The following is an 18384-nucleotide window of genomic DNA, read 5'->3' on the forward strand; positions in this document are numbered from 1 at the left end:
GACGGAGTAACGTACGTCACCGGAGAGGCCGCTCCCCCCGTGGCGGCCTCTCCACTTTTTGTAGCGAGTCCGCGCCGCCCCGCCACTTCGTCGGGGCGGCGCGACCGGCTCAGCGGGGCGGCGCGACCGGGTGACGCAGCCCCGGGTGCCCGGCCGGCAGCGAGCGCCGCAGCACCACCCAACTCAGTGCCAGTGCCGCCGCCACCAGCGGCCAGGTCAGCGCCACCCGGGCCACCACCAACGCGAGCACCTGCCCGCCCAGGTAGAGCGGCACGAACACGGCGAGCCGCAGCAGGTAGGTCGCCGTCCACACCCAACTCGCCCGGCCGTACCCGCGCAGCAGCACCGGGTCGCGCCGCCACCGGGCGCGCTGGCCCAGCACCGCGCCGACCAGCACACCGAGCAGTGGCCACCGCACCACGATGCTGACCGTCCACGCCAGAGCGCTCGCGGCGTTTGACAAGACCTGGATCAGAAAGAAGTTCTCGGCCCGACCGGTGCGCACCGCGATCAACGCCGCGACACAGACAGCCAGCAGCCCGATCAGGACCGAACGCGGCCGGTCACCCCGACGCAGACGGACGCCGGCCACCACCGCGCCCACCGCCAGCGCCGCGCCGACCCCACCCCACAGCGACTCGCCGCCCAGCAGCCACCCCGCGGCGAACGCCAGCGGCGGCAGTGTGGCGTCGATGGCGCCGCGACGCCCGCCCAGCAGATCGGTCAGCGACTCGGCCCGCGCCGGCTCTCCCGCATCGGCGTCGGTAGCGGCCCGCGTCGGCCCTCCCGTACCGGTGTCGGCGCTGGCCCGCGCCGGCCCTTCCGGCCCCGGATCGCCGCCTCCGCGCTGCTCCGGACCGGGCTCGGCCGGGCAGCTGTCGCGCTCCGGTGTTCCGCTCACCACCGCCTCCTCACCTCCGGCACAACCTAACCGGCGATTGGTGGCGGGCCACCGCTCGGACCGCCGACACCTGCCGCTACGGTGTGCGGATGCGCGCGACGGCACGGGGTTGGACCGCGGTCTGGTTGGTCGTACTGGCCCTTGTCCAGGCGGCCGCCTTCCTCGCCGTGTGGCGGGTGGCCGTGCACCTCGAGATCGGCCAGTGGGTGGACACTGTCGCCCTCACCGGCAACCGGATCGGACAGGACACCATCGATGGTCCGGTCGACCGGATCCTCAACGCGATGTCGGTGGTCTCGCTGCTGGCCGCCACCGCGATGATCGGATTCATCGCGTTGATCCGGGGGCGGATCGCCCTGGCGATCACCGCGACCCTGCTGATCGCCGGAGCGAACGTCACCACCCAACTGCTCAAGTACGGGCTGAACCGCCCCGACTTCGGCCTCGACCCGGAACGCGCGGCGGTGGGCAACAGCCTGCCCAGCGGTCACACCACTGTGGCCGCGTCGGTGGCGGTCGCGCTGATGCTCGTGCTGCCGCGCAAGGTCCGGGCGGTCGGCGCGTTCGTCGGTGCCGGCTACGCCGCCGTCGCCGGAGTCGCCACCCTCTCCGCCGGCTGGCACCGGCCCAGCGACGCCGTCGCCGCGTACCTGGTGGTGGGTGTCTGGGCGGCGTTGGCCGGATTGCTCCTGCTGATCACCCAGCGTGAGCAGGCCGAGGTCGCCCCCGGCGACGCGCACCGGGTCGCCGCGCTGGTGCTCGGGGTGGTCGGCGTGCTCGCCCTGGTCGCCTGCGGACTGTCCCTGTCCTGGCTGATCGAGCTACGCGGCACCGGGCCGCAGGAGTTGTCCCGCCGGCCGTTGTTCGTCGGGTACGCGGGCAGCGCCGCCGGGATCGCCGGCACCATGGCCGTGGTGATGGCGCTGGTGCTCACCGTCGTGCACCGGCTGGTGCCCCGGGTCAAGGGCTGAGCCGCCCGGTGGAGCCGACCCGGGCGGCGTTCGCCGCCGAGTGCGCGCGGTTCACCGAGGTCCTGGCCGGGCTGACCGACAATGATCTCGGGCGGCCCACCGACTGCCCGCCGTGGACCGTCCGGGAGCTGATCGCGCACACCCGCACCGGGGTCGGCCGGCTGGCCGACATGCTCGCCGCTCCAGCCCCGTCCCACGCCGAGGTGGACGCCGCCGGCTACTTCGGCGCGGCGAAGTTCACGCCGCAGGTGGACGCCGACCGGATCGCCGGCGGGCAGCGGGACGCGCTACCGGTGGACCGGGCGGCGCTGGCGACCGAGTTCGACCGGGCCTGGCGGGCCACCGAGGCGGCCGTCGCCGCCGCCCCGCCCGACCGGGTGGTGCGAACCCGACACGGCGACGCGATGCGCCTCGGCGAGTTCCTGCGGACCCGGGTCGTCGAGGTGGGCGTGCACGGCCTGGACCTGGCCGCTGCGCTGGACCGGTCCCCGTGGCTCACCCCACCGGCGGCGGCGGTCATCGCCGAGCTGCTCAGCGGCGGACGACCGACGCCGCCCGGGTTGGGCTGGGACCGTTTGACGCTGATCCGCAAGGCCACCGGCCGAACGGCAGTGACCGTCCCGGAACGGGCCGTGGTCGACGCCGCCGGCTTCCGGTGGCTCTCCTTCGGTCGCTGACCCCGCGCGCCGTCGGCCGCGGCCCCTCCGCCAGGGCGACGCGAGCCCGACCTCGAGATCCAAGATCCGCGCAACTTCGGGGAAACTGTCCCCTCAGGGCCGGCGGACGCAGCAGTTTCCCCGAAACTGTGCGGATCTCGAAGGGGCGAAGGTGTGCCCGCCGGGACGCGTCGGGTCAGCTCGCCGAACGGGGTGCCGGGACGTGCGGGGCGACACCGCGCAGATGCGTCAGCACCACCGGGTCGATCCGCCCCGGCACCAGCCGTTCCTCCAGGTTCTCCAACCCGGCCCAGGAGATCAACGCCGCTTCCGTGCCGTCCTCCCGCACCGGATGGCCCAGCGCGGCGAGCAACGCCGCCACCTCGGCGGCGACCGCGCCGGTGAGATCGAGCAGGGTGGCCGGGTCCGGCCGGCCGAACAGCATGGTGTGCACCGACAGCAGACGGCCCAGCTCGGCCACCGGATCCGGGTGGTCGTCCACGCGAAGGTCCACCACCACATCGCTGGTGCCGCCGTACCCGCCGTCGCGCTCGACCACCAGCAGGCCGGCGCTCTGCCGGCCACGCCGGTCGCCGCCGGCCTCGTCGCCGGCCCGCAACGCGGCCACCAGCCGCTCGGCGAACGGCAGCGCCGTGCCCGCCTCCCAGGCCGCACCGAGGGCGTCGACGACCTCCGGCCCGGTGAGCACGTTGCCCTGAGCGGCCCAGCCGTCGCCGGTCCGCCCGCCGGCCCACGGGTGGCAGGCCGGCCCCGTCCAACTGGCCCCCGCTCCGGTGGGGCCCACGACGCCGAGTTGACGATGGTCCCGCTCGGGGTCGGCGGCGACCAGCCCGGCCACCACGTCGGCGGCAGCCACCCCGGTGCGTAGCAGGGTGAGACCCTGCGGGCGGTAGGCGAGGTTCACGTGTGCCTGGGTGGCCAGCGCGCCCACCTCGGCGGCGGCGGCCGGCACCAACGCCCCGGCGGCGAGGAACTTGCTGGCGACGGCCACGCCGTGCAGGCGGCCGTCGGCGGAGCGGGCGACGAGCGAGAAGGTCACCGGCCGAGAGTAACCCTCCGTCGCGGCCCGGCATTCGCGCGCAACGCTCAGAACGGTGGCGTGGCGGGCTCCGGTGGGGCGCCGTGAGCCCGCCGGGCGTCGGCCACCGCGACCGCGGCCAGCACCAGCGCCCCGACCGCTGTCGCGATCACGCCGGGCAGGTGCAGCAACGGCACCGACGACACCACCAGCACCGTGAGGGCGATCCACCGGGACGGGGAAACCCGCGCGAACACCTCGTACTCCAGGCGGGCCCGGCCGGCCAGGAACAGGGCCGGGCCACCGAGCACCAAGGCCAACCACGGCCCCGGGACCCGCTCCAGCGGATTCTCGATGATCAGCTCGTAGCCGATCGCGGTGCAGGCGAGACCGATCACCATCACCAGGTGGGTGTCGGCCGCGGACCGGCCGATGTTGGCGGGGTGCCGGGCCTTCATCACCGCCTCGCCCAGGATCCGCCCGGCCCTCTGCACGTAGATCCGCCACAGCATGATCGAGGTGGCCAGGGCCAGCGCGAACGCCCAGGCGTGCCCCGCCTCGTTCGGCCCCTTGCTGTACGAGAAACCGGCCACCAGGATCGTCTCGCCCAGCGCGACGAGGAAGAACTGCTGGTACCGCTCGGCCAGGTGTTCCCCGGCGATCTCCCACTTCGAGATCGTCGAACGACCCAGGCCGGGCACCGGCCAGCCGCAGCGGGCGGCCAGGTACTCGAAGCCCAGCGCCGCCGACCAGAGCGCCACCTGCGCGTTGGTGCCCAGCATCGCGCCGCCGATCCACAGCACCCCGCTGACGGCGAAGATCACCGCCATCCGCACCTTCAACCGGCGGTACGGGTGCGCGCCCAACGCGATCGACAGGATCACCGGCCGGGTCACCTGCGCGATCACGTACGCCACCGCGAACATCAGCGCGGTCTCGCTGAACGCCCGGGGGATCGCGACCCCCATCACCATGCTGCACACCAACGCGGTGATCACCACGGCCTGCAACGGCACCCGGTACGGGTCGTACCGGCTGGTCGTCCACGCGGTGCCCTGCCAGACCGCCCACAGCGCCAGCAGCAACAGCAGCGTCTTGCCGCTGCCGGTGATCGTCCCCCAGCCCTGCTCCCGACCCGGGTCCTCGGTCAGATCCTCGAACGCGCGCGCCGAGATCCGGGTGAGCGCGAAGACGTACACCAGGTCGAAGAAGAGTTCCAGGAACGTCGCCCGGCCGGGCGCGGCCGCGGCCGGGACCGGCTCCAGGCGTCCCGCCGCCCTGGAACCCATGGTCAGCGGCCTGTGCCGTCGGTCCGGTCCACCTCGAAGTGGTAGCACTTCCCACCGGCCCGCAGCGCCGGAAACCGGCGATTCTGCCCAACCCGGGGATCTTGCCCGGGCCGTCGTCAACGGGCACGATCGATCGGTGACGAATCGATGGGGCATGACCGTGCCGCTGGGCGGGATCGCGCTGGCGCAGCACGACGCGGCCTACGCGGCCCTGGACCGGGCCGGGTTCACCGACGTCTGGTCGTCCGAGGTCGCCGGGGCCGACGCGTTCACCCCGCTGGCCCTCGCCGCCGCCTGGCAGCCCGGGCTGCGGCTGGGCACCGCGATCACCCCGGTCTACACCAGGGGTCCCGGGCTGCTCGCGATGAGCGCGGCCGCGCTGGCCGAGGCCGCGCCGGGCCGGTTCTCGCTCGGCATCGGGGCGTCCTCACCGGTGCTCGTCCGGGACTGGAACGCGGTGCCGTTCGACCAGCCGTTCCGGCGCACCCGCGACGTGCTGCGTTTCCTGCGCGCCGCGCTGCGCGGCGAGACCGTCGACGAGGTCTACGACACGTTCGCCGTCCGCCGGTTCACGCTGGAACGACCGCCGGCGGTGCCGCCACAGATCCTGCTCGCCGCGCTGCGCCCGGGAATGCTCCGGCTGGCCGCCGCGGAGGCCGACGGGGTCATCCTCAACTGGCTCAGCGCCGACGACGTACCGCGTGCCCTCGCCGAGCTGGGCGAGCGCCGCGCCGACTTCGACATCGCCGCCCGGATCTTCGTCTGCCCCACCGAGGACACCGTGTACGCCCGGGCGCTGGGCCGCCGGCTCATCACCAGCTACCTCACCGTCGGCGCGTACGCCGACTTCCACCGCTGGCTCGGCCGCGACGAGGCGCTCGCACCCATGTGGGCGGCCTGGGCCGCCGGTGACCGGCGCGGCGCCAACGCCGCGGTGCCCGACGAGGTGGTCGACGCGCTGGTGCTGCACGGCTCACCGGAGCGGTGCCGCGCCGAGGTGCGCCGCTACGCCGACAACGGGGTGGACGTGCCGATCATCGCGCTGCTGCCCACCCCCGAGGTCACCGCCGGGGGCGCGACCGCGCTCCTGAGCCTCATCGCCCGACTGGGCACCAACCTCGTGGAGGCGTCCGCGTGAACCTCACCGACCGGATCGTCGTGGTCACCGGCGGGGCCGGCGGCATCGGCGCGGCGCTGTCCCGCCGGTTCGCCGCCGAGGGAGCCGCGGCCGTGGTGGTCGCCGACCTGGACGCCGACGCGGCCCGCGCGGTCGCCGAGGGCATCGGCCCGGTCGCGCACGCCCACGCCGTCGACGTCACCGACGAGGAGCAGGTCCGCGCGCTGGTCGCCGACACCGAGCAGCGGTACGGCCGGATCGACCTGTTCTGCGCCAACGCGGGAGTGACCACCGGCGGGGGAGTGGAGGTCGACGACACCGGTTGGGACCGGGCCTGGCGGGTCAACGTGCTGGCACACGTCTACTCGGCCCGCGCGGTGCTGCCCGGCATGCTCGCCCGGGGCGGCGGGCACCTGCTGCACACCTGCTCCGCGGCGGGTGTGCTGACCGCGGTGGGCGACGCCGCGTACACCGCGACGAAACACGCCTCGGTGGGCTTCGCGGAGTGGCTGGCCATCACCTACCGGGACCGGGGCATCCGGGTCAGCGCCCTCTGCCCCCAGGGGGTGGACACCCCGATGCTCGCCGACGGGCTCGCCGACGGCCACCTCGGCGCCCGGGTGGTCGCCGCGTCCGGCGCGGTGCTCACCCCCGATCAGGTCGCCGACGCCGCCATCGCCGGGCTGGCCGAGGAACGTTTCCTGATCCTGCCGCACCCCGAGGTCGCCGACTACGCGCGCCGCCGCGCCGAGGACCCGGACGGCTGGCAGGCCGGCATGCGCAAACTCGTCCGCCGGCTGACCGCCTGACCCGGCTAGCGGACGGCGGTCACCAGGGCCATCCGCCGGGGCGCCGGTGCGCGGCGGACGTCGCGGAAACCGGCTTCGGTGAGGTGGTCGGCGACCCATTGCGGCGCGATGCGCAACTTGCGGTAGGAACTGACGGACAGGTTCCAGTCATGGTGACCATTGCGTCGGTGGAGCAGGTCGTGGACGGTGACCACGTCGGGTTCGTACTCCAGAAAGCAGGTCAGGATCGAGTCGGCGTCGGCGCGCACCGGGATGAACCGGCCCGTCCCGCTGAGGCTCGTGGTGAGGTCACGGAAGCTGAGGACGAGGCGACCCCCCGGCGCCAGGGCGGCGGACAGGTCGGCGAAGAGCTGGGTGACAGCCCGGCGGTCGGGCAGATGGGTGAGCGTGTCGCCCATGCAGACCGCCAGTTCGACGGTGCCGGCGGACAGGTTCGCGGCGACCTGGCCGAGGTCGTCGTGGACAACGCGGATCGCCGGATGGTCACTGGCGTGCAGCTCCAGCTCGGCGAGGAGCTTCGCGCTGCTGTCGACCGCCAGGACGCTCGGATAGCCCAACCTGGCCAGCGCGACCGACTGGAAACCGGAACCGCAGCCGAGGTCGACAGCGAGGCCGGTGCTGCTCGGCTCCGCGACGCCGGCCAGACGCAGAGCACCGAGCTGCTCCTCGACGAGGTCCGGGTAGGGCGCCCCGAACATCCACGTGTAATGGTCGGCGAGAAAGCCGTCGTAGTGCGGGTTCATCAACGCTCCACTCTGCTCGGCAGAAGGCCTTGAGTAGTTCACAGGCCGGGGTCGGGGCCATCCCCCGACAACGGGAGGGCCCTCCCCTGCGCAGGGGAGGAGCCTGCCCACCCCACCGGTCACGCCCTGCTCACCGCGGGGAGCGGCGGGCACGGCGGAGCGGGGCGGGGTGCACCGACCACAGCAGACGACGCCACCAGGGGCGCGCCGAGCGCAGGGTGGCCACGTAGGCGGTGGCAACCTCGGCGGCCCGGACGGCCTGGTCCGCTGTCGCGACACCCGGTGCGAAACCCACCCGGTTGAGCAGGGCCGCCAGTTCGTCGACGGCCGGCCCGTCGGCGCCGTCGCTGCCCGCCCTGGTGTCGGTGAGCGCCTGGCGGGCGTGCCCGGCGACCTCGGTCGCGGCCAGGTCGTCGCCGACCGGCCTGCCGGCCAGCCGGAGCGCGTCGGTGACCTCCCGCCAGGCGCCGGCGATGCGCTGACCGGGGTCGCCCCGTACGAGTCGGCTGCGGGTCAGCGACCGGCGCATCGCCAACAGGGTGAGCAGGAACGCCCCCACCACCAGCAGCAGACCACCGCTGCCGGCGGTGACCAGTATCGGCGTGGAGAACCCTTCCCGGCCGGGCGGGACATCGGCGGCGGTCACCGGCTCCGGTGATGCGCTCGGCTCCGCGGTCGGCGCGGGCGCCTCCGACGGCGGCGGGTCCTCCGGTGTCGGACGGAAATCCTCCTCCACCGGCCTCGGCTCGTCGTTCGGGCGGGGCAGCGGGTCGAACGACACCCATCCCAAGCCGTCGAAGAGCACCTCCGGCCAGGCGTACGCGTCACCGGCCAGCACCGGCCCCTGCCCGCTGGTCCGGAAACCCACCACCACCCGGGTGGGCAGCCCGCAGAGCCGGCCGAGGACCGCGAACGCCGCAGCGAACTGCTCCGAGGTGCCCTCCTGCCCGCCGCCGTTGCGCGGCCCGAACAGGAAGAAACCCAGATTCGGGTACGCGTGCCCGCTCGGCGCGTCCGCCACCACGCGGTAGTGCTCGGCCAGGAACTGCTCGATCGCCGACGCCCGCGCGAACGGTGCGCCGTTCTCCTCAGCCAGCTGCGCGGCCAGCCGGCGCATCGGGTCGGGCACCCCGTCCGCCACCCGCAGCACCCGGGCCACTTCACCACCGGCGGGCACGTTCGCGGTAGCCAACAGGTTCAGGTCCGGGCGCTCCTCGGCGGAGGTCACCGTGTACCGCAGCCCCGGTGCCAGCCCTTCCGGCCGGATCAGCGTCCCGCTCGCCGGGTCGTACGCCACCCGCGCCCCGCTGACCTCCCGGGGCGTCGCCACGGCCGGCAGCAACCGGCCGGTCAGCTCGGCCACGCTGATCCGCTGCCGGACCGTCCGCACGGTGCTGTCGCGGGCGGCGGTCGCGGCCGGCAGGATCCGACCGGCGTTGCGGTACGTCGCGCCGACCCGCCAGGTCACCCCGTCGTAGTCACTGAGCACCGCCAACCGGATCCGCACACTGCGCGCGGTGTCCGCCGCCGGGTCGGTACCGGGCGGCGCGTCAGGGCGTTCCGTGCTCACGTCGAGGAGCTTCTGCTCGGGGTGCAGCGCCCAGCCGGAGATCCGGATCAGCGGGTTCTCGTCGAGCGTCTGCACCTGCGGCGGCTCCACGTACCGGCGCGGGTCCACCGGCCGGCCGTCGACCTGCCCGGCGACGACCGGGCCGAGCAGCGCCACCGACCCGACCACCAGAGCCACCCCGAGCGCCGCGCTGGCGGCCAGCCGCAGCCGCACCGCCGCCCGTACCCGGGGGGTCAGGTCGGCGGTCGGATCGCCGCCCGACACCGCCGCCCGGGCCGGGTTCGCCAGGCCCACCGCCGCGACCGCGACGAACGCCACCGTCGACCCCACCGCCGGTTCGGCGTTCGGGCCCACCACATACAGGGCGGCGGCGTAGAGCCCCGCCGCCGGCAGATAACCCAGCAGCACCCTGCCCGTGCGCAGCGCCACCTCCGCGCCGGCCAGCCCGGCCAGCCAGGCGGCAACGACGGGAACCAGCACCGTGTCCGGTGTGGGCTCCACCGGGATCATCGCGGTGAGCAACCGGGGGATGCCGTTGCGGGCGGCGTCCGCGGTGACCTCCAGCAGGCCGCCCGGCACGTCGGCGCGGGTGGCGGCCAGCCGCAGCGACCACAGTGTCCAACCGGCCATCGCGGCCACCGACACCGGCGCCACCAGCCAGGACGGCAGCCGCCGCGCGGCCACACTGACCAGCACCGACCCCGCCGCCGCGCCGACGACCAGCCAGGTCAGCAGGCCACCGGCGTACACCCGGCCGAGCACCACCCCGGCGAGCGCGGTCAGCCCGATCAGCGCCAGCGGCAGAACCGCCGCCCGCAACACCCGCGCGGCACCCGTCACCACCGGCGTACCCCGTCCCACTCGGCGGCGAACTGCGCGCCGTCCGCCGCGTCGACGACCACCAGGCCGGCGGTGCCCGGCGGCGTCGGCTCGGTCGCGCCGAACACCCCGACCACCACCGACGGGTACGCCCCATTCAGCGCCCCGACGTGCCCCAACTCGTCGCGGCCACCCGGCCCGGTCAGGAAGATCAGCGTGTCGCCCAGCCGGTCCTGCCGCAGCCGGGTGGTGGCCGCGCGCACCGCCGCACCGTCGCCGGACAGCTCGGCGGCGGCCAGCCGGTCCAGCGGCCCGCCCTCGCCGTCGGGCGTCGTGACCTGCGCCGGCTCTGCCGCGACCAGCAGCAACAGCACCGGCAGGTCGGCGCGGTGCGCGGCGGTCACGATCGACGCCGCCGCCTCACACGCCGACTCGAACGACTCCGCCACCCCACCGACCAGCCCTGGATGCGCGGCCACGCGGTTGTCCAGCAGGACGACCAGGCGCGGCAGACTCGTGTCCACGTTCTCCCGCACCATCAGCTCACCCACCCGGGCGCTGGTGCGCCAGTGCACCCGGCGCAGCTCGTCACCGACCACGTACTCCCGCAACGAGTCGAACGTGATCGACCCGTGCGGGACCCCGTCCACCCGGCCGTCGAGGCTGCGCCCCGCGCCGGTGGGCACCGCCGTCAGCGGATGGATTCGGGGGTGCACCCAGACCGGCACCGTCGCACCGTACGGGCGGGCCAGCGCCACCAACCCCAACGGGTCGCGCCGGGTCACCCGCAACGGGCCGACCGGCACCACCCCACGACGGTCGGTCGGCACGTCGTAGCGGACCTCGGTGTCCCGGCCGGGCCGCAGGCGCAACACCGGCACCGGCACGGTCCGCTCCCCGCACCGATCCTCGGCCAGCAGGTTCGCCGACCGCAGCCGCCCAGTGTTGCGCACTGTCAACGTCATGCTCGCCGGCTCGCCGCGCGCCACCCGGTCCGGGTCCGCGCGGCGGGTCACCGTCAGCCGGGGCCGCCAGGCCGCGACCAGCGCGGCGTAGCCCACGGCCGCGCCGGCCGCCGCGCCGAGCAACGTCAACTCGGGGTACGCGAACCGGAAACCCGCCGTCAGCAGCACCACGGCGGCGACGAGCAGCCCGACCCCACGGGCGGTGATCCCCATCGCGCTGTTGCCGGTCAGCCCTGCACCGGAGCGGGTTGCCCCGACGGCAGCGGCACCGGCACCGAGGCGACGGCCTGGCGCAGCACCTCCGCGGCGGTGATCCCGCGCACCTGGGCGTCCGGGGTGAGCAGCAGCCGGTGCGCGAACACCGCCTCGGCGAGCGCCTTGAGGTCCTCCGGCATGATCCAACCCCGCCCGTCGATCAACGCGTACGCGCACGCCGCCCGGGTCAACGCGATCACGCCGCGCGGGCTGACCCCGACGCGCACCTGCGGGTGGTTACGGGTGGCAGCGGCCAGCCGGACCGCGTACGCGTAGAGCGGTTCGGCGATGTGCACCCGGCGGGCCATCCGCACCATCTCGCCGACGGTGGCGGTGTCGGTGACCGGGGCGAGCGCCTCCGGGGACCGGACGGTAGCGCCACGCAGCACCTCGACCTCGACCGCCTCGTCCGGGTACCCGACGGAGAGCTTCACCAGGAAACGGTCCAGCTGCGCCTCGGGCAGCCGGTAGGTGCCGTCCATCTCCACCGGGTTCTGCGTGGCCACCACCAGGAACGGCGACGGCACCGGGTGCCGGACCCCGTCCACGGTGACCGTGCGTTCCTCCATCACCTCCAGCAGCGCCGACTGGGTCTTCGGCGACGCCCGGTTGATCTCGTCGGCGATGACGATGTTGGCGAAAACCGGCCCCGGATGGAACTCGAAGTCCCTACTCGCCTGGTTGAAGATCGTCACGCCGGAGACGTCCGAGGGGAGCAGGTCGGGGGTGAACTGGATGCGCCGCCACTCACCCTTCACGGTGGCGGCGATGGCCCGCGCCAGGGTCGTCTTACCGACCCCGGGCACGTCCTCCAGCAGTACGTGACCCTGGGCGAAGAGCGCGGTCAGTGCCAGCCGCACCACCTGCGGCTTGCCGAGCACCACCGCGTTGACGTTCTCGGCCAGCCGGGCGGCCAGGGCGGCGAAACCCTGCACCTCCGGTTGGGTGAGCGGCTCGTGGGTGTTCACGGTCGGTGGTGCTCCTCGCCTGGTGGTTCAGCAGGTGGGCAGGACGTTGATGTTGTCGCCGCCCTCCAGGTTGAGCCAGGCCCACGGGATGTAGTTCTTTCCCTTGAACTCGACCTGCACCCACCAGTTGCTCTGCTTCTGGTTGTTGTAGATCCACGAGTCGACGTTCTCGCCCGACTTCTTGCAGTACGCCTTCAACCGGGTGCCGGGCTTCGCCCAGCCGGCCTGCTGGTCGTTGTCCTGCCGGGTGACCTTGAAGACCTCGTTGCCGTTGCGGCCGTCGACCTCCTTGTCGCAGTAGGTCCGCTGGTCACCGTCAGGCCCGTTGTTGCAGGTCGCGATTCCGTACAGCGGCTGCGTGTTCTGCGCCTTCTGCGCGGTGCCCTTGCCGGCGGCGTTGGTGGCCGTCACCGTGAACGTGTACTTCGTGCCCGGCGTCAGGCCCGTCATCGTGATGCTGGAGCAGGCCCCGGCCTTAGCCGGCTCGCCCGCCGTGCTCAGTGTGCAGGTGGCCTGACCGCCGCCCGCGTCCACTGTGAACGTGACAGTCGCCCCGGTGGCGGTCGACGACGAGCCGGTCACCGTGACCCGTGGCTCGGCGACCGTGCGGGCGGTGGCGGTGGCCTCCGGCCCCGGCCCGGCCTGGTTGACCGCCTTCACCTTCACCGTGACGTTCTGACCGTTGCCCAACCCGGTCACCGTGGTGCGGGTGTCGGTCACCTCGCTGACCCGCCCACCGACGTCCACCAGGTACTTCGTCACCGGCCGACCGTTGGCTTCGGCCGGCGCCCACTGCACCGTCACCGCACCCGGCTGGTTGGCGACAGTACCGGCGCGCAGGTTGAGCGGCCGACCGGGCGCGGCGAAGGGCACCACCGTGTTGCTGACCGGGGACGCCGCCGACCCGGCACCCTTGCTGTTGACCGACACCACTGTGAACGCGTACTGGGTGCCGTACTCCAGCTCACCGGCGGGCACCACCAGCTCCGTCCTGGTCGACTCGCCGGCCGGCGCGTTCGCCCCCGCCGAACTGGCCGTCACCGCGTACCTCGCGATGGTGTTGCCCTGCCCGTTCGCCGCCGGCCACTTCACCAGCACCGTGCCGTCGGGCCGTTCCTGCGCGGTCACGCTGGCCGGCGGGTCGGGGACCGCGGCGGTCGGCGTCACCGGGTTGCTGTTGCGCGCCGGGCCGTCGCCCTTCGCGTTGACGGCGTGCACCGCGAACCGGTACGTCTCGCCGTTGGTCAGACCCTTGACCTCCACCGCCCGCTGGTTGGCGCCCACCTGCAGGCGTTGGCCGGCGCCCTCCACCACGTACTTGATGATCTCGGCACCGTTGGCGGCGGCCGGCCGCCAACTCACCCGCGCCTGGGCGTTGCCGGCGGCGGCGGTGACGCTGCGGGGTGCGCTCGGCTTGCCCACCCGGGGCTTCTTCGGTGGGGGCGGCGGCGGTGGGACCGGCGGCGGGTCTCCGCCGAGCACATCGTTGGCGTACTTGTTGACCTCGCGCACCTGGTGCTTGTCGTCCACCACCCGGGCGGTCGCCGAGTCGGGGGAGTTGATGAACAGGTGATTCTCCCGGACCTCCAGCTCCAGCGGCCCGTTGGCCCGCCCTCGGATGGTCTCGACCAGCTGACCCGCCGCGTCGAAGGAGTAGATCGTGCCGGTGGCCTCGTCGGCGCAGTAGAACCGGTCCGCCCAGGCCACCGCCGGGCTGAGTCGACCCCCCTCACCCGGCACGGTGAACGCGCTCTCCTGCCCACCGTCACCCACCAGCAGCACCCGGCGGTCGGCGGTCACCGTGACCGGCACCCGTGAACCGCTGGTACGCGCGGGAAGCGCCGCCGGCCCGGTCAGCGTCAGCGGCGTCGGGTGCACCTCACCGTGCTGCACCCGCACCAGCTTGCCGGCCGTCCGGTCGAGCACCGCCACCCCGTCGTCCAGGGCAGAGACCACCAGTTCGTGGCTGGCGTCGGCGACGTCGTACGACTCGACCCGCTGCGGGCTGAGCCCGGCGCCCGCCGGCGCGGCCGACGCCGGCGCGGACGGCAGCTTGGCGGCGGTGATCGCCGAGACGGTGCCCTCGCTGGGCACCGCGATCCAGAGTCGACCCGCACCGTCGAAGGTGCCACCGGTGATGCCCGGCGGATAGCGCACCGGCTCACCGACCGGGGTCAGCGATCGCGGGTCGAGCTGCCGGACGATGCCCTGCACGGCGTCGACGACGAACGCCGCGTCCTCGTGCAGGGCCACACTCACACCCAGGCCAGGGGTGGTCCGGGTGGTCGCGCTGAGCTGGAGGGTGGCCAGGTCCAGTGAGCTGACCTGCCCCGTCTGCAGGTCACGCAGGATCAGCAGCCGGTCGGTCTGGGTGATCTGCATCGGATGCTGCCGGGCACCGGGGATCTCGGTGCGGGTGTCCACCCGGGCGGTGACCCCGTTGACCCGGGCCAGCTCGCTGCGCGCCGCACTCCACAACCAGGAACTCGCGTCGTAGTTGGCCACCGCGTTGTCCGCCGCGCCCAACCCGAGGACGGTCAACCCCATGGCGGCCAGCAGCGCGGCCACCGTGCCGACGGTCACCAGCCCGCCGCGCAGCCGGGACCGGGGGCGGGGGGCCTCGGTCCGTACGGCGTCGTCGATGCTGGCCACAGCCGGCTGCCTCCCGTGAGTCGTGGCAGGTGGCGTGCGCCTCGCGGCGACCCCTCCCCTGAGCCGGGTGCCATCATATGGCGCTGGTGGTGGCGGGGGAACCCGCACCGTCACCCCTGTGGATACCGAGCGTGTGCGTTGTGGACGTCCAGCTCAGCCGGGTTCCCGGCTCGGTTCGGCGCGGTTCCCCGCTCGGTTCAGCGCGGCGACGGTCGGCCGGAGGGCGACCCGGTCGGCGTGGGTCGGCGCTCCCTCGCCGTGCAGACCTGCCCGGAAGTCGCAAAGCTGTCAGTGGAGTAGACCGCCAACACGGTGAAACAGTGATCCACCCGGGAGTTCAGCCCGTTGACCGTGTAGCTGGTACGGCCCGGGTCCACGGTGGCGATCACACCCAACGCCTGCCCGGCCCGACCGGCGGCGACCATGAACGGCACCGCACCGCCGGTCGGGTCCGTCCAGGTCAACGTGATCGTGGTCGAATCGTCCCGCAGCTTCAGGTCGCCCGGCGCCGGCCCGGCCGCCGTCGGCGCCTGCGTCGCCGCCGTCGTCGGGGTTGCGGCCGGCGGCGGGTCGTCACGGGTCAGCACCACCGCGCCCAGACCCGCCACCGCCACGACGGCCACCCCGGCCGCCACCACCGCACCGATCAGTGCCGCCCGGTTGCGTCCCGTCGACCCACCATCATCGGCTGACGCCGACGGGTGGTACTGCTGGCCCGGGTACGGCGGCTGGTACTGGTCCTGGCCGGGGTACGGCGCCTGGGCCGGCTGATGGTGGTACTGCTGCACCGGTGGCGTCGCGGCCGGCGGCGTCGCGTCGGCGCCCGGTGACCAGGCCGGCTGTGCGACGGGGCTTGCCTGAGCGATGCTCGGGTCTGCTGGGGAGGCTCCGGTGACGTTCGTCGGCGCGGCGATGGGCTTCGTCTGCGCGGCCATCGGGGCGGGCTGGGCGGCAGCGGGCCAGCCAGGACCGGCCGGCCCACCAGGCGACGGGAACACCACGGTCTGGTCGGACAGTGCGCTCCCGGTCTGCCGGCTCGACGCCGCCGGGGCATCGAGGATGCCCAGCCCGGGGTCACCGTCCGCACCGGTACCACCCGCGTCCATCATGGTCTGTCCGGCCGCCGTGCCCTGTCCGGCGGCCGTGCTCTGCCCGGCGGTCCCGGTCCGCCCGGCCGCCGTGCCCTGTGCGGCGGTCGTGGCCTGTCCGGCGGTGGTGGCCTGTCCGGCGGTCGCGGGCTGGTTGCGCGTTGCGGGCTGGTCGGTGGCGTCGGCAGGGGGAGTCGGCAGAGGCTGCGGTGGGGCGCTGCTGCTCCAGGGCGGTGCGGTCAACCCCCAGGGCGGCACGGGTGGCGCGCTCACCGGAGGCGCGGAGACGGGTGGCCCGTAAGGCGGCCCGGAGACAGGCTGCCCGAGCCCGGGTTGGCTGTAGCCGGGTGGTGCGGAGACCGGGTAGCTGTGCCCGGGTGGTGCGGAGACGGGTTGGCCGTAGCCGGGGGGTGCGGAGACGGGGTAGGTGTGTCCGGGGGGTGCGGAAACCGGATAGGTGTGCCCGGGGGGTGCGGAAACCGGGTAGCTGTGCCCGGGTGGTGCGGAGACGGGCTGCCCGTAGTCGGGCGGTGCGGAGACCGGGTACGGGTGGGCCGGCGGTCCGGACACCGGGTGCGGCTGGCTGGGTGGCGCGGAGACCGGGTGCGGGGTCACTGGCGGTGCGTTGACGGGCAGCGTAGGTGGCCCACTTGGCGGCGGGTAGGCCGGCCCCGGGTGGTCGACGGCTGGGACGGCCCTACCCGGCAGCGTCGCCTCGGTGCCGGACACCTTGTGCGAATCGCCCGGTGCGGTTGGCCCGGCGGCGACTCGGGCGGCCTCCTCGGCGAGCAGCGGCTCGATCTGCCGTACCTGGATCGTGGGGTTGTCCCAACGCGGTGCCGGCACCACCGGTGCGGCGGTCGGCGGGGGTGGCACGTCGGCCACCGGCGGGGTCGCCTGGTCACCCACCCGCTGACGTGGTGCCACGGTTGGCCCGGCTGGCGGTCGGTGTGGTGATCGCTGCCCGGCCGGCGTTGTCGGCGGGCCCCCAGCCCTCGGCCGGGGCGTCGGGTCGACCGTTGACCGGGACGGCGCGGACGGGTGCTCGTCGGCGCGTTGAACCGCCGGCTGCGCATTCGTGGGGGACTGCCCGCTGGAGTGTGAGCCGAACGACATATCGGTCGTTGACGGCTGCTCGTCAGCGGGTGGGCCCGGCGTCGCCACAGGTCTGGGTGCGGCCGTCGGCGGGCTGGGCTGCGTCGGCCTGGCCGAGGAGACTGCCGGCTGAACGGGCATCGCCCGAGGTGCTGGGACGGCGTTGCGGGGCGACGTGGGTGCGGCGGGTGCGCGTACCGCCGGCGGGGTTGGTGGGGGTGCGGCCGGCGGTTGCGGCGGTGCCCAGGGTGAGACGGCCGGCGGCGGGCCGCCCGCGGAGGGCCGCATCGCGGCGAGGGTCGCCAGCGACAGGGTCGGGCCGGTGAGCGCCGACCGCGCAACCGGCTCGTCCGCCGGGGCGACCGGAACCGGGCCGGACGTCCGCGCGGGGTGCTGCTCGCCCGGCGTCGACGCGGACGGGCCGAGATAGTCGCGGGCCGCGCGTACCGCCGGATGGTCTTCCCCGAGCGCGGCGGGCCCGGCGGTGGCGACGCGCGTGTAGTTGCGGCGGGCCTCGTGCCGGTTGCCCAACTCCTCCGCCACCTCCGCGAGCTCGAAAGCGAGCGCGAGCATCAGCGGATCCGAGTGCTCCCAGCGCCGCTCGCCCGCCGCGAACGCCTCCTCCAAGACCCGGCGGGCGGCCGCCGGGTCGTCCCCCTCCCGGTGCAGCCGCGCCAGCAGATGCGCGGTGTGCAGCACCTCCGGATGATCGTCACCGTACGGCGGAGGAGCGGATTCGACAGCCTCCGCGAGCAGGTGCCGGGCGGCGCTGAGGTCGCCCGCGGCGCGCAGGGCGAGGGCTCGGTGCTGGGCGGCTGCCATGGGGGAGGGATGGGGCACGTGGCAATGCTGCCGTCAGAGGGCTACCGGACGCTACCCGGACACGCCTCGACCGTGTGTCGCCTCGCCGTTTGAGGTGGCTTGAGCAGCGGCGGAAGCGCCGGGGGAGAGGTGCCGGAAGGCGATGTGCATGATCCACGAGCGGCGTGTACAGTAACTCCCCGTGCGGCCCGCCGTGCCGACCACCGGATGGAAAGATCATCTGGTCGGCGAGGTAGGCTGAACGTGTAGGTCCGGGTGGCGGAATGGCAGACGCGCTAGCTTGAGGTGCTAGTGCCCGTATAGGGCGTGGGGGTTCAAGTCCCCCCTCGGACACATCATTTCCCCACGAAGCGTGATTCTCTTCGCGTTTCGAGCGATCCCCGTCCCGATGGGCGGGGATTTTTGCTGTGCGGGTCAGAACGCTCGTCGGGGCGGTGAGCGGGAACACTTCCGTGTCGGTTTCGGTGGTCCAGGCTTCGTGGTCGCACACGATGATCATGTTGTGGAGCCGCAGGTAGCCCGCGACGCTGTCTGGATCCTGGTCGCGCATCGCCGGGTGGTGCCGACGCTGCCGAGGGGAGATGCTCTCCTCTGCTGCCCTCTGAGCGGGACCGCCGGCGTGTCG

Annotated in this window: 12 protein-coding genes, 1 tRNA gene and 1 pseudogene; 5 read left to right on the forward strand and 9 right to left on the reverse strand. The window is 74.0% G+C overall.

The window, feature by feature from the left end; translation table 11 throughout:
• Positions 1-109: 109 nt before the first annotated feature.
• Entirely contained in the window at positions 110-727 is a 618-nt protein-coding gene (locus QSK15_RS29230; protein ID WP_285797601.1) for a DUF3159 domain-containing protein, read from the reverse strand.
• Positions 728-984: 257 nt separating this feature from the next.
• Between QSK15_RS29230 and QSK15_RS29235 the strand changes: the two genes are divergently transcribed.
• The gene (locus tag QSK15_RS29235) at positions 985-1872 is read left to right on the forward strand and encodes a phosphatase PAP2 family protein (RefSeq protein WP_285797264.1); all 888 of its coding nucleotides are present in this window, start codon (positions 985-987) and stop codon (positions 1870-1872) included.
• Positions 1873-1880: 8 nt separating this feature from the next.
• Entirely contained in the window at positions 1881-2549 is a 669-nt protein-coding gene (locus QSK15_RS29240) for a maleylpyruvate isomerase N-terminal domain-containing protein (RefSeq protein WP_285797265.1), read from the forward strand.
• 175 nt (positions 2550-2724) lie between these two features.
• On the opposite strand, the gene QSK15_RS29245 is transcribed toward QSK15_RS29240, so the two are convergent.
• Both QSK15_RS29245 and QSK15_RS29250 read right to left on the reverse strand, forming a co-directional pair.
• The gene (locus QSK15_RS29245) at positions 2725-3588 is read right to left on the reverse strand and encodes a DUF1028 domain-containing protein (RefSeq protein ID WP_285797266.1); all 864 of its coding nucleotides are present in this window, start codon (positions 3586-3588) and stop codon (positions 2725-2727) included.
• A 47-nt stretch (positions 3589-3635) separates the two neighbouring features.
• Complete coding sequence (locus QSK15_RS29250; protein WP_285797267.1) at positions 3636-4856, reverse strand: low temperature requirement protein A; 1221 nt, start codon at positions 4854-4856, stop codon at positions 3636-3638.
• Between the two features lie 154 nt (positions 4857-5010).
• Here QSK15_RS29250 and QSK15_RS29255 point away from each other — a divergent pair, with 154 nt between their 5' ends.
• Entirely contained in the window at positions 5011-5994 is a 984-nt protein-coding gene (locus tag QSK15_RS29255; protein WP_285797602.1) for an LLM class F420-dependent oxidoreductase, read from the forward strand.
• Positions 5991-6782, forward strand: coding sequence for an SDR family oxidoreductase (locus tag QSK15_RS29260; protein ID WP_285797268.1), 792 nt, complete (start codon positions 5991-5993; stop codon positions 6780-6782). The genes QSK15_RS29255 and QSK15_RS29260 overlap by 4 nt, the downstream gene beginning before the upstream one ends.
• Before the next feature lie 5 nt (positions 6783-6787).
• Here QSK15_RS29260 and QSK15_RS29265 read toward each other — a convergent pair whose 3' ends face one another.
• The 6 genes and pseudogenes from QSK15_RS29265 to QSK15_RS32640 all read right to left on the reverse strand — a co-directional run.
• Positions 6788-7525 carry a class I SAM-dependent methyltransferase gene (locus tag QSK15_RS29265; protein WP_285797269.1) on the reverse strand — a complete coding sequence of 246 codons (738 nt, stop codon included), beginning with the start codon at positions 7523-7525 and terminating at the stop codon, positions 6788-6790.
• A gap of 130 nt (positions 7526-7655) precedes the next feature.
• Positions 7656-9938, reverse strand: coding sequence for a transglutaminase domain-containing protein (locus QSK15_RS29270; RefSeq protein WP_285797270.1), 2283 nt, complete (start codon positions 9936-9938; stop codon positions 7656-7658).
• A complete protein-coding gene (locus QSK15_RS29275; RefSeq protein ID WP_285797271.1) occupies positions 9932-11092 on the reverse strand; it encodes a DUF58 domain-containing protein in 1161 nt (386 codons plus the stop codon). Before QSK15_RS29275 ends, QSK15_RS29270 begins: the two co-directional genes overlap by 7 nt.
• Before the next feature lie 14 nt (positions 11093-11106).
• Complete coding sequence (locus QSK15_RS29280) at positions 11107-12102, reverse strand: AAA family ATPase (protein ID WP_285797272.1); 996 nt, start codon at positions 12100-12102, stop codon at positions 11107-11109.
• Positions 12103-12129: 27 nt separating this feature from the next.
• A complete protein-coding gene (locus QSK15_RS29285; RefSeq protein ID WP_285797273.1) occupies positions 12130-14754 on the reverse strand; it encodes a fibronectin type III domain-containing protein in 2625 nt (874 codons plus the stop codon).
• A gap of 2393 nt (positions 14755-17147) precedes the next feature.
• Positions 17148-17759: pseudogene (locus QSK15_RS32640) on the reverse strand (tetratricopeptide repeat protein); the annotation flags it as partial.
• Positions 17760-18008: 249 nt separating this feature from the next.
• On the opposite strand from QSK15_RS32640, the gene QSK15_RS29295 reads away from it, so the two are divergent.
• A tRNA-Leu gene (locus QSK15_RS29295) sits at positions 18009-18092 on the forward strand.
• The last annotated feature ends 292 nt before the right edge of the window (positions 18093-18384 follow it).

This window comes from Micromonospora sp. NBRC 107095 (assembly GCF_030269705.1).
Lineage (GTDB): Bacteria > Actinomycetota > Actinomycetes > Mycobacteriales > Micromonosporaceae > Micromonospora > Micromonospora parva.